This window comes from Nibrella viscosa (assembly GCF_039541875.1).
GTDB lineage: Bacteria > Bacteroidota > Bacteroidia > Cytophagales > Spirosomataceae > Nibrella > Nibrella viscosa.
Genome location: NZ_BAABHB010000015.1, coordinates 129,036 through 149,742, shown reverse-complemented (window position 1 = coordinate 149,742; position 20,707 = coordinate 129,036). Strand labels below are relative to the sequence as shown.

The 20,707-nt window shown below is 54.3% G+C and carries 13 protein-coding genes and 1 tRNA gene; 4 read left to right on the top strand and 10 right to left on the bottom strand.

Going from position 1 to position 20,707, the window contains the following annotated elements; all coding sequences use genetic code 11:
• Positions 1-25: 25 nt before the first annotated feature.
• The 3 genes from ABD931_RS25360 to ABD931_RS25350 all read right to left on the bottom strand — a co-directional run bounded on the left by ABD931_RS25360 (position 26) and on the right by ABD931_RS25350 (position 3,652).
• The gene (locus tag ABD931_RS25360) at positions 26-778 is read right to left on the bottom strand and encodes a succinate dehydrogenase/fumarate reductase iron-sulfur subunit (RefSeq protein WP_345270823.1); all 753 of its coding nucleotides are present in this window, start codon (positions 776-778) and stop codon (positions 26-28) included.
• Positions 779-924: 146 nt separating this feature from the next.
• Complete coding sequence (locus ABD931_RS25355) at positions 925-2,862, bottom strand: fumarate reductase/succinate dehydrogenase flavoprotein subunit (RefSeq protein WP_345270822.1); 1,938 nt, start codon at positions 2,860-2,862, stop codon at positions 925-927.
• Positions 2,863-2,956: 94 nt separating this feature from the next.
• On the bottom strand, positions 2,957-3,652 hold the full coding sequence (locus tag ABD931_RS25350) for a succinate dehydrogenase cytochrome b subunit (RefSeq protein WP_345270821.1): 696 nt from the start codon (positions 3,650-3,652) through the stop codon (positions 2,957-2,959).
• Positions 3,653-3,953: 301 nt separating this feature from the next.
• Here ABD931_RS25350 and ABD931_RS25345 point away from each other — a divergent pair, with 301 nt between their 5' ends.
• From ABD931_RS25345 to ABD931_RS25330, 4 genes are all read left to right on the top strand, one after another.
• The gene (locus tag ABD931_RS25345; RefSeq protein ID WP_345270820.1) at positions 3,954-4,343 is read left to right on the top strand and encodes a thiol-disulfide oxidoreductase DCC family protein; all 390 of its coding nucleotides are present in this window, start codon (positions 3,954-3,956) and stop codon (positions 4,341-4,343) included.
• Positions 4,344-4,392: 49 nt separating this feature from the next.
• Positions 4,393-5,268 (top strand): ACP S-malonyltransferase, encoded by an 876-nt coding sequence (gene fabD / locus ABD931_RS25340; RefSeq protein ID WP_345270819.1) that lies wholly within the window; start codon positions 4,393-4,395, stop codon positions 5,266-5,268.
• Positions 5,269-5,407: 139 nt separating this feature from the next.
• Positions 5,408-5,478: transfer RNA gene (locus ABD931_RS25335), tRNA-Gln, on the top strand.
• Between the two features lie 408 nt (positions 5,479-5,886).
• On the top strand, positions 5,887-6,555 hold the full coding sequence (locus tag ABD931_RS25330) for a TetR/AcrR family transcriptional regulator (RefSeq protein ID WP_345270818.1): 669 nt from the start codon (positions 5,887-5,889) through the stop codon (positions 6,553-6,555).
• 82 nt (positions 6,556-6,637) lie between these two features.
• On the opposite strand, the gene ABD931_RS25325 is transcribed toward ABD931_RS25330, so the two are convergent.
• From ABD931_RS25325 to ABD931_RS25295, 7 genes are all read right to left on the bottom strand, one after another.
• Positions 6,638-8,677 carry a kojibiose hydrolase gene (locus ABD931_RS25325; protein WP_345270817.1) on the bottom strand — a complete coding sequence of 680 codons (2,040 nt, stop codon included), beginning with the start codon at positions 8,675-8,677 and terminating at the stop codon, positions 6,638-6,640.
• A 96-nt stretch (positions 8,678-8,773) separates the two neighbouring features.
• Positions 8,774-9,871 (bottom strand): hypothetical protein, encoded by a 1,098-nt coding sequence (locus tag ABD931_RS25320; RefSeq protein ID WP_345270816.1) that lies wholly within the window; start codon positions 9,869-9,871, stop codon positions 8,774-8,776.
• A 3-nt stretch (positions 9,872-9,874) separates the two neighbouring features.
• Positions 9,875-10,525 (bottom strand): ABC transporter ATP-binding protein, encoded by a 651-nt coding sequence (locus ABD931_RS25315; protein ID WP_345270815.1) that lies wholly within the window; start codon positions 10,523-10,525, stop codon positions 9,875-9,877.
• A gap of 73 nt (positions 10,526-10,598) precedes the next feature.
• Complete coding sequence (locus ABD931_RS25310; protein ID WP_345270847.1) at positions 10,599-11,957, bottom strand: vanadium-dependent haloperoxidase; 1,359 nt, start codon at positions 11,955-11,957, stop codon at positions 10,599-10,601.
• A gap of 98 nt (positions 11,958-12,055) precedes the next feature.
• Positions 12,056-15,466, bottom strand: coding sequence for a VCBS repeat-containing protein (locus ABD931_RS25305; RefSeq protein ID WP_345270846.1), 3,411 nt, complete (start codon positions 15,464-15,466; stop codon positions 12,056-12,058).
• 6 nt (positions 15,467-15,472) lie between these two features.
• Positions 15,473-18,916 carry a VCBS repeat-containing protein gene (locus tag ABD931_RS25300; RefSeq protein ID WP_345270814.1) on the bottom strand — a complete coding sequence of 1,148 codons (3,444 nt, stop codon included), beginning with the start codon at positions 18,914-18,916 and terminating at the stop codon, positions 15,473-15,475.
• 227 nt (positions 18,917-19,143) lie between these two features.
• Positions 19,144-20,616 (bottom strand): RagB/SusD family nutrient uptake outer membrane protein, encoded by a 1,473-nt coding sequence (locus ABD931_RS25295; protein WP_345270813.1) that lies wholly within the window; start codon positions 20,614-20,616, stop codon positions 19,144-19,146.
• Between the last annotated feature and the right edge of the window lie 91 nt (positions 20,617-20,707).

Sequence of the window (20,707 nt, the reverse complement as noted above, 5' to 3'; positions counted from 1 at the left end):
CAAACCTTAAACGTTAAACGAAAACCTATACATTCGTCGATGTCAGCTTCGCGCCCAGGTACTCGCGGTTCAGGCGGGCGATGTGGTCGAGGGAAATCGACTTCGGACACTCAACGGAGCAGGCACCGGTAAACGAGCAGGCACCAAAGCCTTCGTCGTCCATCTGCGCCACCATTTTCTCGGCCCGCATCTTGCGCTCCGGCTGGCCTTGCGGTAACAGGGCGAAGTGCGATACCTTAGCCGCCACAAACAGCATGGCCGAGGCATTCTTGCAGGCCGCTACGCAGGCCCCGCAGGCAATACAAGCGGCAGCGTCCATGGCTTCTTCCTGCAACTCCCGCGGAATCGGAATTTCGTTGGCATCGGGAGCCGAGCCGGTATTGACCGAGATAAAGCCACCGGCCTGGGTGATCCGGTCAAATGAGGTCCGGTCGGTCACCAGGTCTTTGATGACCGGGAAGGCCCGCGCCCGCCAGGGTTCTACCACAATGGTATCGCCGTCGCTGAATGAGCGCATGTGCAACTGACAGGTCGTGGCACCGGTTTGCGGACCGTGCGCCCGGCCGTTGATGTACATCGAGCACTGACCACAGATACCTTCGCGGCAGTCATGGTCAAACGCTACCGGTTCTTCGCCCCGGTGGGTCAGTTCGGCGTTCAGGACGTCGAACATCTCCAGGAAGGACATATCAGGCGAGATATTGTCCAGCTTATATTCCACCAGTTTGCCCGGTGTCTGATTGTTTTTCTGTCTCCAGACTTTCAGTGTAAATTTCATGGTCGTTTGGAGTTCGAAGTCTGTAGTCTGAAGTTTGAAGTTTGTAGTCTGTAGTTTGTAGTTGCTACGCGAGTATTAACTTCAAACCTCAGACCGCCGGGCGGCCCCGTTTAATCCTCAAACCTCAAACCTTAAACTTCAAACTACTATTTATAGCTACGCTGGGTTAGCTTCACGTTTTCGAATACTAAATCTTCTTTGTGCAGTTCCGACTGCTGGTTTTCACCTTTGTATTCCCACGCGGCCACGTAGGTAAAGTTTGCGTCGTCGCGCATGGCTTCCCCTTCTTCCGTCTGGTACTCCTCGCGGAAGTGACCTCCGCAGGATTCCTTCCGATGCAGGGCATCGTCCACCATCAGCTCGCCAAGCTCCAGGAAGTCGGCTACGCGTCCGGCATGTTCGAGCGACTGGTTCAACTCTTCGTTTTCGCCCATCACCCGTACGTTCATCCAGAACTCCCGGCGCAGCTCCTGAATCATCTTCTTCGCTTTCTGCAGACCTTCGGCGCTCCGCGACATACCGCAGTACTCCCACATGATATGACCCAGCTCGCGGTGGAACTCATCCGTGGTTTTCTCGCCGTTGATAGCCAGCAGCCGGTCGATCATATCTTTTACACTCTGCTCCGACTCTTTAAAGGCCGGGTGGTCAACCGAAATCTTATCAGCGGGGCCAATAGTAGCCAGGTAATCACCGATGGTGTACGGGATCACAAAGTACCCGTCGGCCAGACCCTGCATCAGCGCACTGGCCCCCAGGCGGTTGGCACCGTGGTCGGAGAAGTTGGCCTCGCCCAGGGCGTACAGGCCCGGAATATTGGTCATCAGGTTGTAATCCACCCAAAGACCTCCCATGGTATAGTGTACCGCCGGGTAAATCATCATTGGAGTTTCGTACGGATTGTCGTCGACAATCTTTTCGTACATCTCGAAGAGGTTACCGTATTTGGCCTCGATGGTCTTCTGGCCGTCGCGTTTGATGGCATCGGCAAAATCGAGATAAACGGCCAGACCCGTCGGCGCTACCCCACGGCCTTCATCGCAAACGTACTTGGCATTGCGGGAGGCTACGTCTCGGGGCACCAGGTTGCCAAACGACGGATACCGGCGCTCCAGGAAGTAATCGCGGTCTTCTTCTTTAATGTCGGTCGGCTTCAGGTCGCCCTTCCGCACGCGCTCGGCCATTTCTTTAGTCTTTGGCACCCATACCCGGCCGTCGTTCCGCAGCGACTCCGACATCAGCGTCAGCTTCGACTGGTAGTTACCTTTTACGGGGATACAGGTCGGGTGAATCTGCGTATAGCAGGGGTTTGCAAACAGGGCCCCTTTCCGGTGCGCCCGCCAGGCCGCCGTTACATTGGAGTTCATGGCGTTGGTCGACAGGTAAAACACGTTACCGTAGCCACCCGTACACAGCAGCACCGCATGACCGGAGTGCGACTCAATCTTACCCGTAATCAGGTTACGGGTAATGATACCGCGGGCTTTGCCACCCTCAATCACCACGTCCAGCATTTCGGTACGCGGGTAGAGCTTTACTTTACCATTGGCTACCTGCCGGCTCATGGCGTGGTAAGCACCCAGCAGCAATTGCTGACCGGTCTGACCACGGGCGTAAAACGTACGCGATACCTGTGCCCCACCGAAAGACCGGTTGGCCAGCAATCCGCCGTATTCACGGGCAAAGGGAACCCCCTGCGCCACGCACTGATCGATGATGTTGACGCTGACTTCGGCCAGGCGATACACATTGGCTTCGCGGGCACGGTAGTCACCCCCTTTAATGGTATCGTAGAACAGCCGAAACACACTATCACCGTCGTTCTGGTAGTTCTTGGCCGCGTTGATCCCTCCCTGAGCCGCAATACTGTGTGCCCGGCGGGGACTGTCGTGGAAGGTAAATGCTTTAACGTTATAGCCCAGTTCGGCCAGCGACGCAGCGGCTGAGGCACCGGCCAGACCCGTGCCGACGATAATAATATCATACTTGCGCTTGTTGGCCGGGTTTACCAGCTTCAAGCTGAACTTATGCCGCGGCCACTTCTCAGCGAGCGGGCCTTCAGGAATCTTTGAATCCAACTTCATAAAGCTAAACAGCGAAAGAGTGATGGAGTGAAAGGGTGATAGAGCGAGAGCCTGGTTACTCAGTACCGGCGGCCCGGTTTTGCTCATTCACTCTTTAAATAATACCGTTAACTTTCAAAAACATATAAATAGGCATGGCCGCAAATAATGCCGGAATCAGAATGGCAAATACATACAGACCAAGCGTTTCAATGATGGGCGTGTACTTCTTATGCCGGACGCCCAGCGACTGGAAACCGCTCTTAAAACCATGCACCAGGTGATAGCCCAGCGCTACCATTGCCAGCACGTAAAACAACACATACCACCAGTGCGAGAAGGCTTCAATAACTACTTTGTACAAATCCTTGTACTGCTGCCCATCGTACTCCGCCATTGGAATTGGCCCAAAATGCATCGTATACCAGAACGTCCGCATATGGATGACGATAAAGATAAACAGAACGGTGCCCAGAATACCCATGTTGCGCGACGACCAGGGGCTGTTAGCCTCCGGACGGGCAAACGCATACTTGACAGGCCGCGACGCCTGGTTATGGCGCGTCAGGATAATCGACATCAGCGCGTGAGCCAGAATGGACGTGTACAGCAGGTACGAAACAGTCATAATCAGCGGATTATGCGTCATGAAGTAGCTGTACTCATTAAACGCCCGACCGTTATCCCCTTTAAACAGCTGGAGATTACCGGCCAAATGAACTACCAGAAACGTACACAGAAACAGCCCCGTTGCCGCCATGATTACCTTGCGGCCGAGGGAGCTGGACAGTGTTTGAGTTACCCAAGACATACGGTCTATTGCACGAAATTTTAAGAATAAATGTTAAGTAAACAGCCGTTTAGGCCGTGGCTTTCAGCCCGAGGGCCAAAACTAAACCACAAACCTGAGGCAAACAACTAAGTACTTTCTTTTTTCAGATTAGCCGGCCTAATTTGGCGTAACTGCTAATCAGAACAAACCGTTTATTAGCTAACAGAGTGTTTTTATTTTTTGTTTGTCGTATATACTTAAATATTTTAGCCGCCTGTCTTATTGACTAATCATTTGATTAACAATCTGTTAACTGAACGCATTTGTAAATTCCGGAACGATGGATATTGTACTTTTCGACGGTGTATGTAATCTCTGCAATGGCGCGGTCAACTTCCTCATCGACCATGACCGGCAACGTCGGTTCCGGTATGCCTCGCTGCAGTCTGAAACGGGTCGCCGGCTGCTGACGCAGCGACCAGCACTGGCCGCAACAGATAGTATTGTGCTACTGTCGGGTGAGCAGGTCTGGGTAAAGTCAGATGCCGTTTTGCAGATTGCCGGTCAACTGTCCATACCCTGGCGCTGGCTGGCTGTGTTTCGGATACTGCCCCGGTTTCTGCGCGATGCTGCCTACGATTGGGTGGCCCGAAACCGATACCGGCTGTTTGGCCGCACTGATACCTGCCGCCTGCCGGCACCTGAACTTCAAAGCCTGTTTTTGGAATAATCGGCCCGGCCCGGTTATTTTGCGCCCACTTTATTTTAACCTACGAAGTATGAAGGCATACGTATTTCCCGGTCAGGGCTCCCAGTTCAAGGGAATGGGCCAGGACCTGTATCAGCAGTCCGACAAAGCCCGCGCCTTGTTCGATCAGGCCGATGAGATTCTGGGCTTTAGCCTGACCAGCGTCATGTTTAACGGCACCGACGAAGAGCTGAAACAAACCAACGTGACCCAGCCCGCCATTTTTCTCCATTCCGTAGCCCTGGCGCTGACCACAGAACCCTTTGCTCCCGATATGGTAGCCGGGCACTCGCTGGGTGAGTTTTCGGCGCTGGTAGCGGCTGGAGCGCTCTCATTTGACGACGGGCTGAAACTGGTATCACAGCGAGCCTCGGCCATGCAGCGGGCCTGCGAACTGAACCCCTCCACGATGGCCGCCATTCTGGGCCTCGACGACGCTACCATTGAGCGAATCTGCGCCGAGATAGAGGGTGAAGTAATAGTACCAGCCAACTATAACTGTCCGGGTCAGGTCGTAATTTCAGGCAGCAATGAGGGTGTCCGGATTGCCTGTGAGCGCCTGAAAGAGGCTGGTGCCAAGCGGGCGCTGCCGCTGCCGGTGGGTGGTGCGTTCCACTCGCCCCTGATGAAGCCGGCCCGCGAAGAACTCGCCCTGGCCATTGAGAACACACCGTTCCGCGAGCCCAATTGCCCGATCTACCAGAATGTGAATGCTCTACCGTCGACTGATGTGGCCACCATTAAAACCAACCTGATTGCGCAGTTGACCGCTCCGGTACGCTGGACGCAATCGGTCGAAGCGATGGTAGCCGATGGCGCTACGCAGTTTATCGAGTGCGGACCAGGCAAAGTGCTGCAGGGCCTGGTAAAGAAAATTGCACCATCGGTAGAAACATCAGGGGTGTAGCCTGGGAAATGAAAAAGATTTTGTCTTTTTTTCAGGCTGAGAATAAGCGATTTGCTGGCTAGGCACGGGCAAATCGACAAAAGATTTCAAAAAGACTCTTGCGTAGTGCTACCGGATCAGCTATCTTTGCACTCGCAATTGCCGGATCGTCTAAGGGTAGGACGACAGATTTTGGTTCTGTTTGTGAGGGTTCGAATCCTTCTCCGGCAACTGTTTAAAGCCAGCTTCTTTACAGAGGCTGGCTTTTTGTTTATGCTCCTACGTAGTCGGCATACCGGATTGTGTTGCCCGTCCAATGCGTTCTCGTCTCTTATTTATACCGTTTAGTAAATACAGCGCCTATTATTCCGATAATCTCAGGGAAATAAGTTACTCAGAGGTAACGTGCATTTGGATAGTAATTTATTCCTATCTACCTTGTAGTTGTTTTATCAAGATAGAATTGGACTATCCAGATGTAACCTAATGCCTGGCGCCTGAACTGAATATTTGCTTTTCAGCGTCTTTAGGTAATTATCCATATCTTTTTTTCGTTTTTCTAATTACTTAGGGCTAACTGAAGTGACTATTTGGAGGCAAATCCGTCAAATACTTACACCGTTATAGCACATAATAAATATGGAGAAAATAAGAAGAAATCGAGCAAAGACCACCCAACGAATAATTGATGCACTTGAAGAAGTAATTGCTGAACGTGGGTTAGAAGGGATTGGTGTGAACCGGATAGCGGAGAAAGCAGGTGTTAGCAAAGTATTGATTTACCGTTATTTCGGTGGGCTGGACGGCTTGCTTGAATATTATGTAAAAATGGGAAAGCTTTTTCCTATGTTTACCCCGGCGGTGCTTGACCAGATTCGGCCGCTCCATGAGTCGGATCTGGCCAGGGTCTGGTACCGGCAGGTTATCCAGACGTTTCGTTTTTTCCGTACCTTCAAGGCTGCCCGCGAGATCCTGAAGGCTAATATTATTGAAAATGACACCACGGCCGAAGCAACCAGCAGGGCTCAGGACGAAGAGCTGACCCGACTGGTAGAGCAATTGTCTTTTGTAAAAGGGGCCGATGTGCAGGCCGTGTCAGCCGTAATGATTGGTGCCATGTCGTACCTGACGCTGCTGGCTCAGAACAATCGGACCATGATTGGGATTGACTTGCGGAGTGAAGAAGGCTGGAATCGAATCGAAAGTGCAGTTAAGACCATTTATATTGCCCTCAACAAAATTGTGGTGCAATCGAAAGATACTACCCTGGAACTACAGTCATCGGGACTGCCTACGGGCTATTGGTAGACCTATTGCTTACGTCTCTAAAACAGAAAAGCCTCCGGGTAGCATCCGGGGGCTTTTCTATTTCGGCATATATTGTTCCCGTTTACTGCACCTGTACCGTCTTCTGCTGAGTTCCAACGCCTTTGATCGTTAGCGATTTCCATTTCTTCGGCAGGCGGGTCTTCAGCTGAACAATACCATTGTCGGTAATATCAATACCGCCGAAGCCGTTCAGCAGCGTCTGCAGCATACCGCCCGCCCCCGTGGCAAAATAGGGATTAGTACCGCCGGCCGTTTCGGCCAGCACGCCAAAGGGGGGCACTTCGTTGGGTTTGTAGCTCTTCACGAACAACTCATAGGCTTTCTCCGGTTCACCCATACGGGCATACAACGTCGCCAGCACCGCATGACCCATAGCCGGGCCATCTTTCGACATGCGGGGTTCGTAGTACCTCAGGTCTTTCCGGATCTGGGCTTCTTCGGTGACCAGCCGAAGCGGGTACGCCAGCAGGTTGGCATCGGCCTGCTTGATCTCGACACCATCGTAGGTGCGGTTTTCTTTTGTTACGCCATCCGGAAACTTCAGGATCGGAATGTTGTCGGCAACCTGTTTCCAGTCGGGGTCGGGCGTGATACCCAGTTCCTGCGCTGCCTGGGTGGCAAAGTTCAGTACCGTTTTGGCCATGCCGTTGGTAAAGGCGTTGTTATCGATGTTCTCCTGCCATTCGTTGGCACCAATCACGTTGTTGATGTCGTACTGACCGGGACCTTTGCGTTCTACCCGACTCGTCCAGAAATCGGCCACTTCTTTGAGCATGGGGTATCCCCGCGTCCGGAGCCACTCCTTGTCTTTCGTGACCTGGTAATATTTCCAGAACGCCCAGCCGACACAGCCCGTGATGTGGTGCTGGAACGGTCCCGTCAGGGCCCAGACCGGCGTGGCTTCCTGACCGTCGGCATCTGACTCCCAGGGGAACATGACGCCGGCATAGCCGTGGCTGAAGGCGTTCTGCCGGGCCATAGGCATTCGCTCAAAACGATATTCCAGCATAGATTTCGCCATCTCCGGTTTCAGCACCAGCAGGGCGGGGTACATCCAGAGTTCCGTATCCCAGAATACGTGTCCGTTGTAACCTAAGCCCGATAAGCCCATCGGCGAGAGGCTATAGGCGGTGCCTTCGCGGGCAAACGAGTATAGATGGTACAGCGCCGACCGGACGGCCTTCTGCGACTCCGGATCACCCTCGATTACAATGTCACTCTGCCACAGCTTATTCCACTCAGCCTCGTGGCGCTGGAGCAGGCGCGGAGTACGTTCCAGCGCGGCAAAAATGGTGAGCCGCTCGGCTTCGTTGTGGGGGTCGGGCGTACTGGCGGTAGAGGTTACCGAGCCCACCACGCTGAAACGGTAGGTCTGTCCGGCCCGCAGGCGCTTTTTAAATTTGGCCAGGTGCATGTTGTAATCCCAGTCTTCGTGGATGACCTGGGGCTCCTGACCGTGGGGTTCCTCAAAAATAAAGCTGTTGGAAGCGGCTACCGTGAGCCGGCCGGTGGGGCTTTTGGCTACGGACGTCAGCAGCCGGATGGTGGCGTGCGGCCGGTCGATTTCCGAATAGAAGTTCTTCACCTCTTTCAGGTTTTCCGGTGACTCAATAACGCTCATCGGAATGATTTCGCAGTCTTTCTTCGCCGTAATCTCGACGATCGACAGGGCGCTGTAAGGCAGGTGGCGCAGGGCCATCATGGTCTGGCGAACGCTAACCTTATCCCGGAAGTCGAAGGTGGTGGTCAGAGCCGCCTTCTGCATGTCGAGGGTCTGGCGGTAATTCGTGATGTCGCGGGGGCCGAGCCGCTGCCCGTCCACATCCAGGTTCATGTTGGCAAAGTTGAACACCTTCAGGATGTTGGAGACGCGACCACGGCCGTAGGTGTCGAACGCGCCGTTAAGCACCACGTCCCGCACCTTCATCGGCTCCGGCGACGATACCAGGCCAATAATGCCATTGGCAACGGTGATGCCATAGTAATTGGCAGGGTTGATGTTTTGCCCGACAATATGCCAGGGCGAGTTGGTTAAGTCCTGTTGCGCCAGTAGGGGGAAATTACCGGCCAGGCACAGGAGCGTAATCAGCCTTTTTTTCATAGAGATACATCATAGGAAAAATCAGGCTTAAAATTAGACTTTTTGCCGATAACTGCCACCTGCCCTCCCTATTTTGTTACTGGAGTGCGTAGGGAATCATAAAGCTGACCAGGACGCCTGATAGTAACAGCGGAGGAAGTACATAGCCGCGCCCGTATCGCAAATTCCCGCCAGCCCCCAGATTGGTAGTTTATACATAATCAGGAAGAAGCCACCAATGACCAGCCAGAACACCAGGGGCATAAAGCGATCCAGGGAACGATGACGCGTTAATAGCAGCCCATAGTGCAGCATCAGCAGACTATGGGCGAATACCCACACGCCAACGATAGCGCTTAGGTCGATATCTACAGGATTATTACGCAGCAGCACCACCAACTCCGGTAGCAGCATAAGCGCCAGTATGATTGCATAGCGGACAAAGCGGGTGCTTAACGAAACCGGCAAATTGCGAACGAGCAGCAGTTGGGTTAGTTCAAACCGATACAGCTCATAAATGATAGCGGCATGAAAGGCTCCCGTCAGCAGGGCACCCAGCGCCGGCAACCGAATGTCGTACTCGTCGGTCGGGTATAGCCAAAGTAATCCCACCAGCAGCAGACAGCTACCGCCTTTGGTCAGCAACAGCAGCACCGGTTGCCGGTGGAATAGATGCCGGATGAAAAACAGGCTGTATGGGGTTGTAAACCGGCCTAGTAGTATAATTCGGAGGCTACTCAACCGTCGGTCAGGATTGGGGTGGAGGAGCGTGTATTCAACCCAGACCAGCGGAGTAGTGGTAAGCAAAAGCAGGCTACCAACAATCATACCCGTGGCTATTCGTGTATGCGCCAGAAGACTAAGCGTTAACACAAAGCCGGCGTAAGCGATAACGGGCGTCAGCAGCAATACCTGAATTACCCAGAGACTACCCAGCCGGCCCGTTACAGGTTGCAGACGCAGCAGCAGCAGAAATTCATTAGCGCGGAATACCTGCACCATGAAACGGCTGGCATGTACGGTATATAACCCCCAGAGTCCGATGTATCCCAGCAGCATAGCCGGTGCGTGAATGGCGTAGGTAGCCAGCGCAATATGCTCGGCCGCACGCATAAAACTTCCGGCTACAAACAGCAGCAGCAGCAGCAAACCGGCGTTCTGGCGGTAGAACGCCTGCACAATCGTTTTCCGGAGAACGGTCAGCGTGGCTTTCATGGGTCAGACCGTATGCGGTACGAGGGTGAGGGTTTGCTGCGCTACCTGCCAGACCGATTCGACCGGCAGACCCGATAAGCTGAAATCCTGGTGGGAGGAGAGCAGAAAGCTGATGCCCTGCTCCCGGCCGGTTTGAATCAACTCAGCAACAAGATGGGTAGCCTGCTGATCCAGCGTAATGAGCGGTTCGTCCAGCAGAATCAGCCGGGGATTACCCAGAAACGCCATAATTATGGATACTTTTTTCAGCATGCCGCTGGAGTAGGTGCCAACGGGAGTCTTCAGAAAATCGGCTACGGCAAACCGGTCAATCAGGGCATCGACCTGGTGTTGGGGTGCCTGTTTGGCGGTGGCCACCCAGTGTATCAGTTCCCAGCCGGTCAGGAATTCCGGATACACCGGCTCGGCTTCGCCGTAATTGACCCGGAGTCGGTAGGCTACCGGGTGCCGGCGCAAATCGAATTGGCCATCCAGCAGCACGGTGCCGGCATACGGCAGCAAGCCGGCAATAACCTTAAACAAAGTGGTTTTGCCGAAGCCGTTCTGGCCTTTGAGCCAGTGAATACCGGGAGCAATGTCTACCGCCGGCACCGACAGCACTAACCGACCGCTGTATGACTTGGTCAGATTTTGAAGGGTAAGGATCGCGGGCATACTCGGGTTGAGGAATTCACACAAAAAAGCCGGAAGAATTCTCTCCCGGCTCATAAATGTACATCAACGCAGATTATTTAGATGCAATAGTACCATCTTTATTCGCTTTCAGCTTATGGAATACATACTCGCCCACCCGGCGACCCTGTAGGTTACCAACTTCCAGCGCATCGCGGAAGTGAATACCGCCGTAGAGCCGGCTGTATGAGGCCTCAACCGCAGCCTCGCGCAGCGATTTGAAAGAACGGACTCCATGACCATACGAATGCTCGGTTGAATCGGTAAACGCAACATTATCACCGAACAGATTAGTGAGCACCTCGGCAGCCGCGGCCGAAATAACGCTGTGCCCGCTGGTATATTCGGGAAAAGCCGGCGTTTGCAGGTAGGGCGTCCACTTCGGGTCGATGTATTTGTTGATGACTGTCTCCGGCCGGACGCGGTTGGTGCGGTATTTCTCATCCCAGCAACTGATAAATCCGTCCGACAGGGCAAACGAGGTCAGGGCATAGGCTTCGACAGTCTGCGCAAAATCCGCTTTTTTCTGCCGGGCCACCGTCTGGGCAATCGCCAGCCAGTGCCCACCGGGCGTCATTTTTTTAGACGCGTAGGACACGTGGCCCGCTACGTTCATCACAAATGCGTTGTCATCCCAGAAGTACGCAATCTTTTTCTGCTCTTCCGTCATATTCTTACCAATCTCGTAAACCTCCTCGGTCAGTTTAAAGAAGGGACTGCCCTTAGCCACATTGTATTGAGCGGGCGGGGGCGGCATAAACTGCGAGCAGGTATCCATAACCCAGCAGCGGATTTTGGCCCACTGCGGCTCGGCGGCATCCATGTACGCCGGTGGGGTCGGCACCCAGGTACCTTCCTCGTTGGTGACGGTATGCTTAAAGCCCCGCGTCTGCTTATAGGTGTCTTTACTGGCAAAGTCGAGTATGTGTTTGGCTACGGCATCCCCGTACGCGACGGAACGCTCGTAAACCTCATCAGGTATACCATCCTGCTTGTACTGCTCGTAAAACGTCTTCTCAAAATCGTCGAAGAAGTTAGCGGAGAACGTCAGCGCCCGGCCTACTACCAGAAACGCGCGGGTACTGGCCAGCGGAAAACAGTACTCCTGTCCGGCTTCCGGTTTGGGAGTGGCTTCGTACTTCTTCAGCTTACCAGCCATAGATTCGTACGTCGGCTGACCCGGTAGCATGGCTTCGTAACCCGCCAGGTTGGCGTAAGAATAGATCCGGCTGGCTACGGGTGGCGAAAAAATGTCGTGGATGACAACTTCCGTCAGCTTGTTCAGGCACTGATTATAGCGCTCCGGGTTGGCGGCTTTGGCGTTATACTCGTCGGGAGCAGCCTTTTTCTGACAGCCGGTCGCGTTCCATAAGAGAACAAGGAGCAACCAACTAAATTTTAGGTACGGTCTCATCTTCATCATACAAGTTGTCCTAAAGAGGAATACAAATTTACCCCAAAAAAACTATATAGTATCGGTAGGATACTGATTAAAATCAGCTTAAGCGCTGTTTATGGTCGGCGGGCCGCCAATATACCGCTACTGCCAGGACTTTGGTACACCTGCAAGGGCGCTCCATTTCGGGCTATCAGCCAGTACGGGCCGCCGGCTGTTTTCACCGGTTTAATGTCCCGGATTTCGCCATCGAGCCAGAACCCGGAATCGGCCGGGGACAGGGCTGCGAAGCCTCCCTTGCCATCGTTGCGCAGGACAAGCCCATAGCCCGCATCGTACCGGCCCTGGTAGGTGCTGACGCCGTAAAAGTTACCACCGGCCAGCACGTCGGGGTAGCCGTCACCATCCACATCCGCAGCGCGCAGGGCAAACAGTTTGGAGACCTGGGCCAGCAACGGAAGTTCGTGGGCAACAAACCGCCCACCCTGGTTTTCGAGATAGACCGAGGCAAACTGATTGACCCGGTATTCTTCGGCACCGGCCAGTTCGTCGCTCTTAAAAATATCATCGATGGGTTTACCGGCAATGGATTTGTAATCGGTAAACCGCTTGTTGATAATACCCGGCATCTGCTTGCCCAGCTCGTCTTTGAACGCTACCGGATACCATTTGCCCTCGTTGTTATACGCCAGAATCTGTTCCAGACTCTGGTTGTTGTCAATGTCTTTAACCCACATCCGCAGTTGAGAGTCGGGCCGCTTGCGGAACTTGGTATTGGTACCCAGATTACCGGCTACCAGGTCTATATCGCCGTCTTTGTCGAAATCGGCGGCCACCAGGCACTGCCAGAAACCATTCAGGGGTGTTTTGTCATCGACAATGGATTCGACTGCGGTCAGTTTGCCGCCCTGGTTGGCAAAGATGCGGATGGGCATCCAGTCGCCGGCCAGAATCAGATCCAGGTCTTTATCGCCGTCGTAATCGGCCCAGATGGCGTCGGTAATCATGCCGGCTTTGCGCAGGCCGGGCGCTACTTTGTCGGTCTGGTCGGTAAAGTGCCCCTTGCCGTCGTTAATCAGCAGGTACGAGTCCGGAATGCGGCCGTACTGGAAGGCAATAACCCGCCCACCTACAAACAGGTCCAGGTCGCCGTCACCGTCAATATCAACCGGACGTACACAGCTTTTCTGCCCATACATAGCCGGCAGATTGTTGGATCGACTGAAGTTACCCTTGCCGTCGTTGAGGTACAGCCGGTCGAACTGCTCCGGCATCTTGTCGTAAAATTCATTGCCGCCCGATACCACGTACAGATCGAGGTCATTATCGCCATCGGCGTCGAAAAAGACGGCATCCACATCCTCATACACCGAATCGGCGGCAAATACCGGCTGGGGAGCGGCCACAAAACGCCCGTTGGGCTGCTGCAGCATCAGGCTTCCGGCCTGCCATTTGGCTCCGCCGGCGTAGAAGTCCTCCAGACCATCGCCGTTGACGTCGCCGATAGCCAGTTTCGGCCCTTCGGTCGACACCTTGAACGGCATCAGCGACTCCCGCACCATGTCGTAGAACGTGTTGTTTTCTTTATGGGTATAGCTGATGCCTACCTGACCGGAAATATCGGCAAACAGCGGTGGCTGTGTCGGAGCCGTGTAGCGGAAGGTTTTGGCATCCTGCTGCGCATCCGCCTGTTTCAGGGCCAGCGTCTGGTTGGTTTTTACGTTGGTCCGGACTTCCATCCGCTGGTTGGACCAGATTACAATGAGTGAGTCAATGGTTCCCGTCTCGCCCAGCCCAAAATTCAGTACCGGCTCTACCGACGATTCAAAGCCACGGGTCGTCATCAACTGCTGCACCTGCATGCCGGTTTTCGTCTTGATAACCACCTTGGCACCGATACCGAAGGTATTGGGGGCGTCGCCGGTCAGGCGGATTTTCAGGAAGTGGTTGTCCGGAAACAGGGTATTCGCCTGATTCTGGTGCAGACTGGCGGGGTCGTTGATGTTGTTGGTTACCAGGTCCAGGTCGCCGTCGTTGTCCAGGTCGGCGTACACGGCTCCGTTGGAATACGTCGGCGTATCGAAACCCCAGACCAGCGATTTATCCTCGAAGCGGAGGCTGGGCGTACCCCGGTAGAGGTAGTTATGCACTTTTCCTTCCGGCATCATGGCCATTGCCCGCTGATCGAGTGAGCTGGAGGTTTCGATGGCGTAGCGCAGCGAGTCGTCGGAGGCAAACTTGGTGTAGTCGAGGTTATTGGGCCGGCGAACAATACCGTTGGAAACAAACAGGTCTTTATGGCCGTCGTTGTCGTAATCGGCCAGCAGGGGCGACCAGCTCCAGTCGGTAGCGGCAATGCCGGCCATAGCGCCCACCTCCATGAATTTCCGACCCGACAGGCTAAGCTGCAGGCAGTTCCGGCTGTACTGGTTCATGTAGCCATACGCCAGCTTGTACTGGTAGATGTCCAGCGGATCTTCGCCCATCGATGATTTCTCAACTGTTTCATCTTCGGGGTACATATCCAGGGTCACAATGTCCGGATAGCCATCGTTGTTGATATCAGCAATATCATTCCCCATCGAGAAGCGGCTGACGTGCGCAAAAGCCTGCCGGCTGCTTTCGGTAAAGGTGACCGGTCCGCCGTTGCGGCTGCCGTTGTTGAGGTAGTAGTAGTCGTCTTCGTGAAAGTCATTCGAAACGTAAATATCCTCCCAACCGTCGTTATTGATGTCGGCCACGGAAATGCCCAGGCCGTAGCCCATAGCCGCACCGAATATGCCGGCTTTTTCACTCACATCCACAAACTTAACCGGTGGCTTCGGGTCGCTCCCTTCTGCTCCCTGCCCCTTGCCTTTTATGGGGTTCTCGTACAGGCGGTCGCCCGACTCGTTATGCCGCAGGTGACGCGCCGAAACGCGGTCGTAGCTGCGGGAGGTGTGTACGGCATGGTTGAGCAGGTAACAATCCAGATCACCGTCGTGGTCATAATCGAAGAAAACGGCCTGGGTCGAAAAGCCCGTGAAGTCTAAGCCATAGTCGGCGGCTTTTTCGGTAAAAGTCAAGTCGCCATTGTTGATGTAAAGTTCGTTGGCCCCTTCCAGCCCCCGGAAGTTACCCACCGCCGAAACATAAATGTCCAGCAGGCCATCGCCGTTGATGTCGGCCATGGTAACGCCCGTCTGCCAGTCGGAGAAGCCCTCCAGGCCGGCTTTTTCGGTAATATCTTCAAATTTGAAGTTGCCCTTGTTCAGGTACAGCTTGTTTTTGCCCTGGTTGGAAACAAAGTACAGGTCGGTGAGGCCGTCGTTGTTGATGTCGCCGGCAGCTACCCCGGCCCCGTTATAGAAGTACAGGTAATCCAGCAGGTTCAGTTTTTCGGTTTCCTGCAGCCGGTTCACAAAACCAATGCCGGTCTGGGTCGAGTCCATCGTCACAAAAAGCGGCTTTTCGGAGAGGGATGTCAGCTTCTGGCATCCGCTGAGCAACATAGCTCCGGCGGCTGCCACCAATATAAAACGGTTCATCATAGGTTAGTTGGCGGTACGGGTGGCCAGCAGCTTTTCGTTGCTGCGCAGGGTAAGCACCTGCACCCGGTCGTTGTTTTTTGCAATAATCAGTTGTCCCTGGGCCAGTCGCTTCAGGTGGCGCACCTGCCCCCGAATCATCAGGCCGGACGTTGTGGAGGGCACTACCTCAAATGAGGGCGTACCCCGGCTTCCGGTGCCACGCAGCAGCAGGCCGTAACTGGCGTCGTAGCGGCCTAATTCGGGTAAAACATCGTAAAAGTTACCGGCCAGCAGCAGGTCGGTGCGGCCGTCGCCGTCATAATCCAGCAGCTCGATCCCGCACACGGGCGAGAACTGTACCTCGGCCGGCAGGGGCGAGAATGTGAGCTGACCTTTGCCGTTGTTGATCAGGATTGCCGATTCGGCCGTAAACACCTGCCGGACTACCGCCTTGTTCAGGGCGTTCTCATCCACAAGGTCTTTCAGTTTTTTACCCGAGTAATCGGCATACTTGATGTATTTCTTCTTGATGGCGGGCATGGTCTTTTGCAGATCCTGTTTCAACACCATCGGAAAGAGTTCTCCCGTTTCGTCGGCGCAGTTGATAACCTGTTCGTACACGCCATTGCCGTCGAAATCGTTGACGTACAGCTCGGCCGGCACCGATTGGGTGGCTCTGATGCGCGAGTTGAGGCCCAGGTTGCCCACCACGAGGTCGATGTCGCCATCACCGTCGATATCGCCGGCTTTCACGCAGTTCCACCAGCCGTTTGTTTTCAGCACTTCACCGGCGGGGGTTCTGGGAGCTAAGGAGGGGTTCAGGCTCAGCTTACCCCGCTTGTTTTCGAACACCTGAATAGGCATCCAGTCGCCTACGACGATCAGCTCAGGGTAGCGGTCGCCGTTGAGGTCAGCCCAGGTGGCGGCCGTTACCATGCCCAACTGCTCGACTTCGGGCAGGTAGCGTTTGGTATAGTTTTTGAAATTACCCGTGCCGTCGTTGATGAGCAGGTAACTGGGTGGGTTATAACCGTATTGCCCCGGTATCAGCCGGGAGCCGATGAATAGATCAATATCACCGTCACCGTCGAAATCGGCAGCGGCTACGCAGGAGCCGCTGGCTTTCAGGCTCGGCAAACGGGTATCCAGGGTGAAGTTGCCCTTCCCATCGTTGAGGTACAGCCGGTCGAGCAGCGCATCAGCTTCGGGATCAAATTCGTTGCTGCCCGTTACCACGTACAGGTCCAGGTCGTTGTCGCCGTCGGCGTCAAAGAATACCGCGTCTACGGCTTCCGACGTGGTATCCTGCCGGATGGCCGCCGGTGTTTTCTCCGCAAACAGGCCGCCCGGCTGTTGCAGGTACAGGCGGCTGGGTTTGCCGCTGGCTCCGCCGAAGAAAACATCCTCCAGGCCGTCGCCGTTGACGTCGCCCGTTGCCAGGGCCGGTCCCTGGGTAGAAATCATCTGCTTGAGCAGGGGGTCGCGGTTATAATCGACAAAGTTGCTCTCCTGATGCACGAACGAAAGACCGCTCTGCGCCGAAATATCCCGGAAAGGCCCTTCAGCCGACGGCACAGCCGGGTGCCAGGTAGCGGTAGCATCCTGATGGCGGAGGGTTAGCTGCTGATTGGCCTGCGGCTGGCGCAGCACCTGCATCCGGTCGTCGGGCCAGATCACCCGTACAGAATCGATCCGGCTGTTGCCGCCCAGCCCGAACACCAGGTTCAGATCCACCGACGACTGAAAGCCCCGGTTCGGCATTTGCTGCAACATCTGCGTTTGGCCGGTCTGGTACACATAGACTTTTGCCCCGATGGCATTGAGGTTTTGGGCAGTACCAACCAGCTTCACCTTCAGGTAATTGGCTTTACCCTGCTGCTCGCTCAGGTTCTGGAAGATGGAGACAGGCGCATTGACATTGTTGACGATCAGCTCCAGGTCGCCGTCGTTGTCGAGGTCGCCGTAAGCGGCACCATTGGAAAAGCCGGGATCACCCAGCCCCCAGTCGGCGGCTTTGTTCACAAACGTCAGATTGCCTTCATTTCGGAACGCATAATTTGGGATAGGTTCCGAGGGGGCTTTGTCCAGAAACTCCTTGAAGTTGAACTTCCGCTGCCGGGCAATCTGCGCCATGTTCTCGCGGTCGGCCAGGAAGTTGACAAAATCCTGGTTGGTTACGTCTCTGGCAATGCCGTTGGCCACAAAAATATCTTTCAGGCCGTCGTTGTCCATGTCAAAAATCAAGGCTCCCCAGCTCCAGTCAGTAGCCTGAACGCCCGCAAAACGCGCCACATCGCTGAAAAGGGGCAAGGAGCGTGGGGCGTGGGACAGGGGATTGTTAGCTCCGCTATTTTGCGCTTTTCCCCCAAGCCCCAAGCCCCCTGCCCCCTGCGGAACACTCCCCCGGTTCAGGTGCAGCATATTCTGCATGTACTGATGGTGAAAATCCCGGTCGAGTTTAATCTGAACAAGCTCGTAGCTTTCAAACGTAGAGACCTTTTTCAGCCGGCGGTCGTTGCCGGGCAGCATATCGGTCACAAAAATATCGAGCAGGCCATCGTTATTGACATCGGCCACATCGGCACCCATCGACGACAGGCTGATGTGGTTCATGGCCTCGTTGATCGACTCCCGAAACGTGCCGTCCTGGTTGTTGATGTACAGATAATCGCGCTCGTAAAAGTCGTTGGAGATAAAAATGTCGGGCCAGTTATCTTCGTTTACATCGCCAATGGTGATGCCCAGTCCAAAGCCGATGAGGCTGCCATAGATACCGGCTTTTTCGCTGACATCCGTAAACCGCTCGCCATCGTTGCGGAATAGCTTATCGCCCCCCAGCGAATCCCGCTCGGCCCGCAGGTTGGCGTAGGCGAGCCGACCAACAGGCATAAAGCTGTTGTTGAGCAGGTACATATCCAGGTCACCATCGCGGTCGTAGTCGAAGAAAGCCGCATGGGTCGAGAAGCCGTGATCGTCCAGGCCATAGTCGGCGGCTTTTTCGGTGAAGGTACCGTTTCCATTGTTGATGTAGAGTTCATTGCCGCGTTCGTCGCCGGGGCGGATACCGGCATTGCAAACGTAGAGGTCCAGCAGACCGTCGCCGTTGACATCGGCGAAGGTCGCGCCGGTACTCCAGGCGTGTTTGCCGGCTACACCGGCTTTAGCGGTAATATCCTCAAACTGTAGATTGCCCTTGTTGAGGTAGAGTTTGTTGTCGCCCATATTAGCGATCAGAAACACGTCGGGCAACCCGTCGTTATTCACATCGCCGATGGCTACTCCCCCGCCATTGTAGAAGTTGCGGTAGTTGAAGATGTTGAAGTCCTTATCGTCGGTGACGGTGTTGGTGAAGTAAATATTCGTCTGGTCAGCCGGAAGCTGTTTAAAAAGCTGGTTTTCAGAGGAGGTTTGCCCGAATCGGCAACCTGCCGCCACAACCAGAAGGAAAAAGACAAGCCAGTAGCGCATGAATAGCTCTATAGGGTAAAACAAGATTCAAATTTACGAAATAGTAGCGGGTAAATAAGTCTTCCCGCTGACAATCAGCATCGCTCACTCTTATAATTTATAACGTTAGAAGCCTAGAGATAGTGAGTGCTAACCACATCTTAATGGTGGGCAGCGACGCTGTCCGTATGAAGTAAAAAGCCCTCCGACGGGCGGAGGGCTTTTTATTTCGGCACCAGGTCTGCTGATTAGTAGCCAGGATTTTGTTTTAGCCTCGGGTTCAGCGAAAGCTGATCCTGCGGAATCGGGAACAGCTCGCGGAACTTTTGCGAAGCCGGCTTAAAGCGCCAGGCTCTGGTGAACTGATCGAACCGGATCAGGTCCTGACGGCGGTGATATTCCCACGCCAGTTCGCGGCCCCGCTCAGCCAGAATATTGTCCAGCGTCAGCGCCGTAAAGGCCGGCACACCGGCACGGGTCCGAATCCGGTTGATGTCGGCCAGGGCGTTGGCGGTTTGACCCAGTCGGAAATAAGCTTCACCCCGCATCAGATACGCATCGGCCAGACGATAGATCACGAAGTCGTTACTCTGGTCGTTGGTCGGGTTGTTGCGCTGAATCTCGTATTTCTGGCTGCGGGCACCCGCCAAGCGGGCCACTGGACCAGCAGGCATTTCAAATGCCGGAATTTCCGGGGTAATCACCAATGGCAAATCCCCATCCTTTAACGGATTTCCTGCCGCATCGAACTGCTGCCCAACAATCCACATATTTTTACGGGCATCCTGGTCGGAGAAGGTGTTATAGAACTCAGCCAGCGTTGCGTAACCATTCCAAGGGTTTGCAGGTAGATTGTAAGTTAGCTTATGGTCATAATGCAGCGTCCGCATCTGGATATTCATACCACCCCGCTTCGAATTATCAAACGGCGTAGCCAGAATAATCTCCGGTGAACCCTGGTTCTGCACGCGGAAGTTGTCGAAGAAATTGCCGGCCAGTGAGAATTTACCCGAGTTGATGATGGTGTTCAGGCGGTCGATGGCCTTCTGCCACTGGGGCGTACCGGTATACACCTGCGCGTTCAGGTACATCTTGGCCAGGATCATATCCACCACATACTTATTGAAACGACCGTAGTAAGCGCCACCTACCGTCTCGCTCATGCGAGGATATACCTCCAGCAGTTCTTTTTCCACCCAATTGAATACCTCGGTGCGGGTTTTCTGCTCCGGGGTAGCATTACCGACCTTTTCGGCGATGATTACGTTGCCGAAAAGATCCATAGCAATGTAGTGGAAGAATGCCCGAAGTGCCCGTAGCTCAGCGCGGGTGTTTTCGTCGGTGATCGTGCCCAACTGCTGGTTGATCGACGTGATACTGTTGTAGATCCAGTTCCAGCGGCCGTTGAACTGCCCGTTGTCCTGTACCGGACTCCAGGTATGCTCGTGCAGGCGCTTCCAGTTATCGCCGTCTTTCCAGTCACCACCGCGGGTCGGCACTACCTGCTCGTCCGTAACGGTGTTCAATTCATTGTAATTACCAAAATAATCACCTAAACTGTTATACAACGGGCCTATTAACGCAGCCTGCTGGGCAGGCGTATTTCCGAACTGATCGGTTGGAATAACGTCGAATGTCCGTTCACTCAAGTCTGTACAGGCCTGGCTGGCTATGAGCAGGGCCGTACATCCGGCAAAGACTAGTATGTTAAAGCGAAACATATTTTTTTGTTTAATAAACAGTGAGTTACAGCAATACTAACGCAATGTTGCAGTAAGCGGTTTTTAGCCGGGCCTGCTTTTTCGCGAAAAA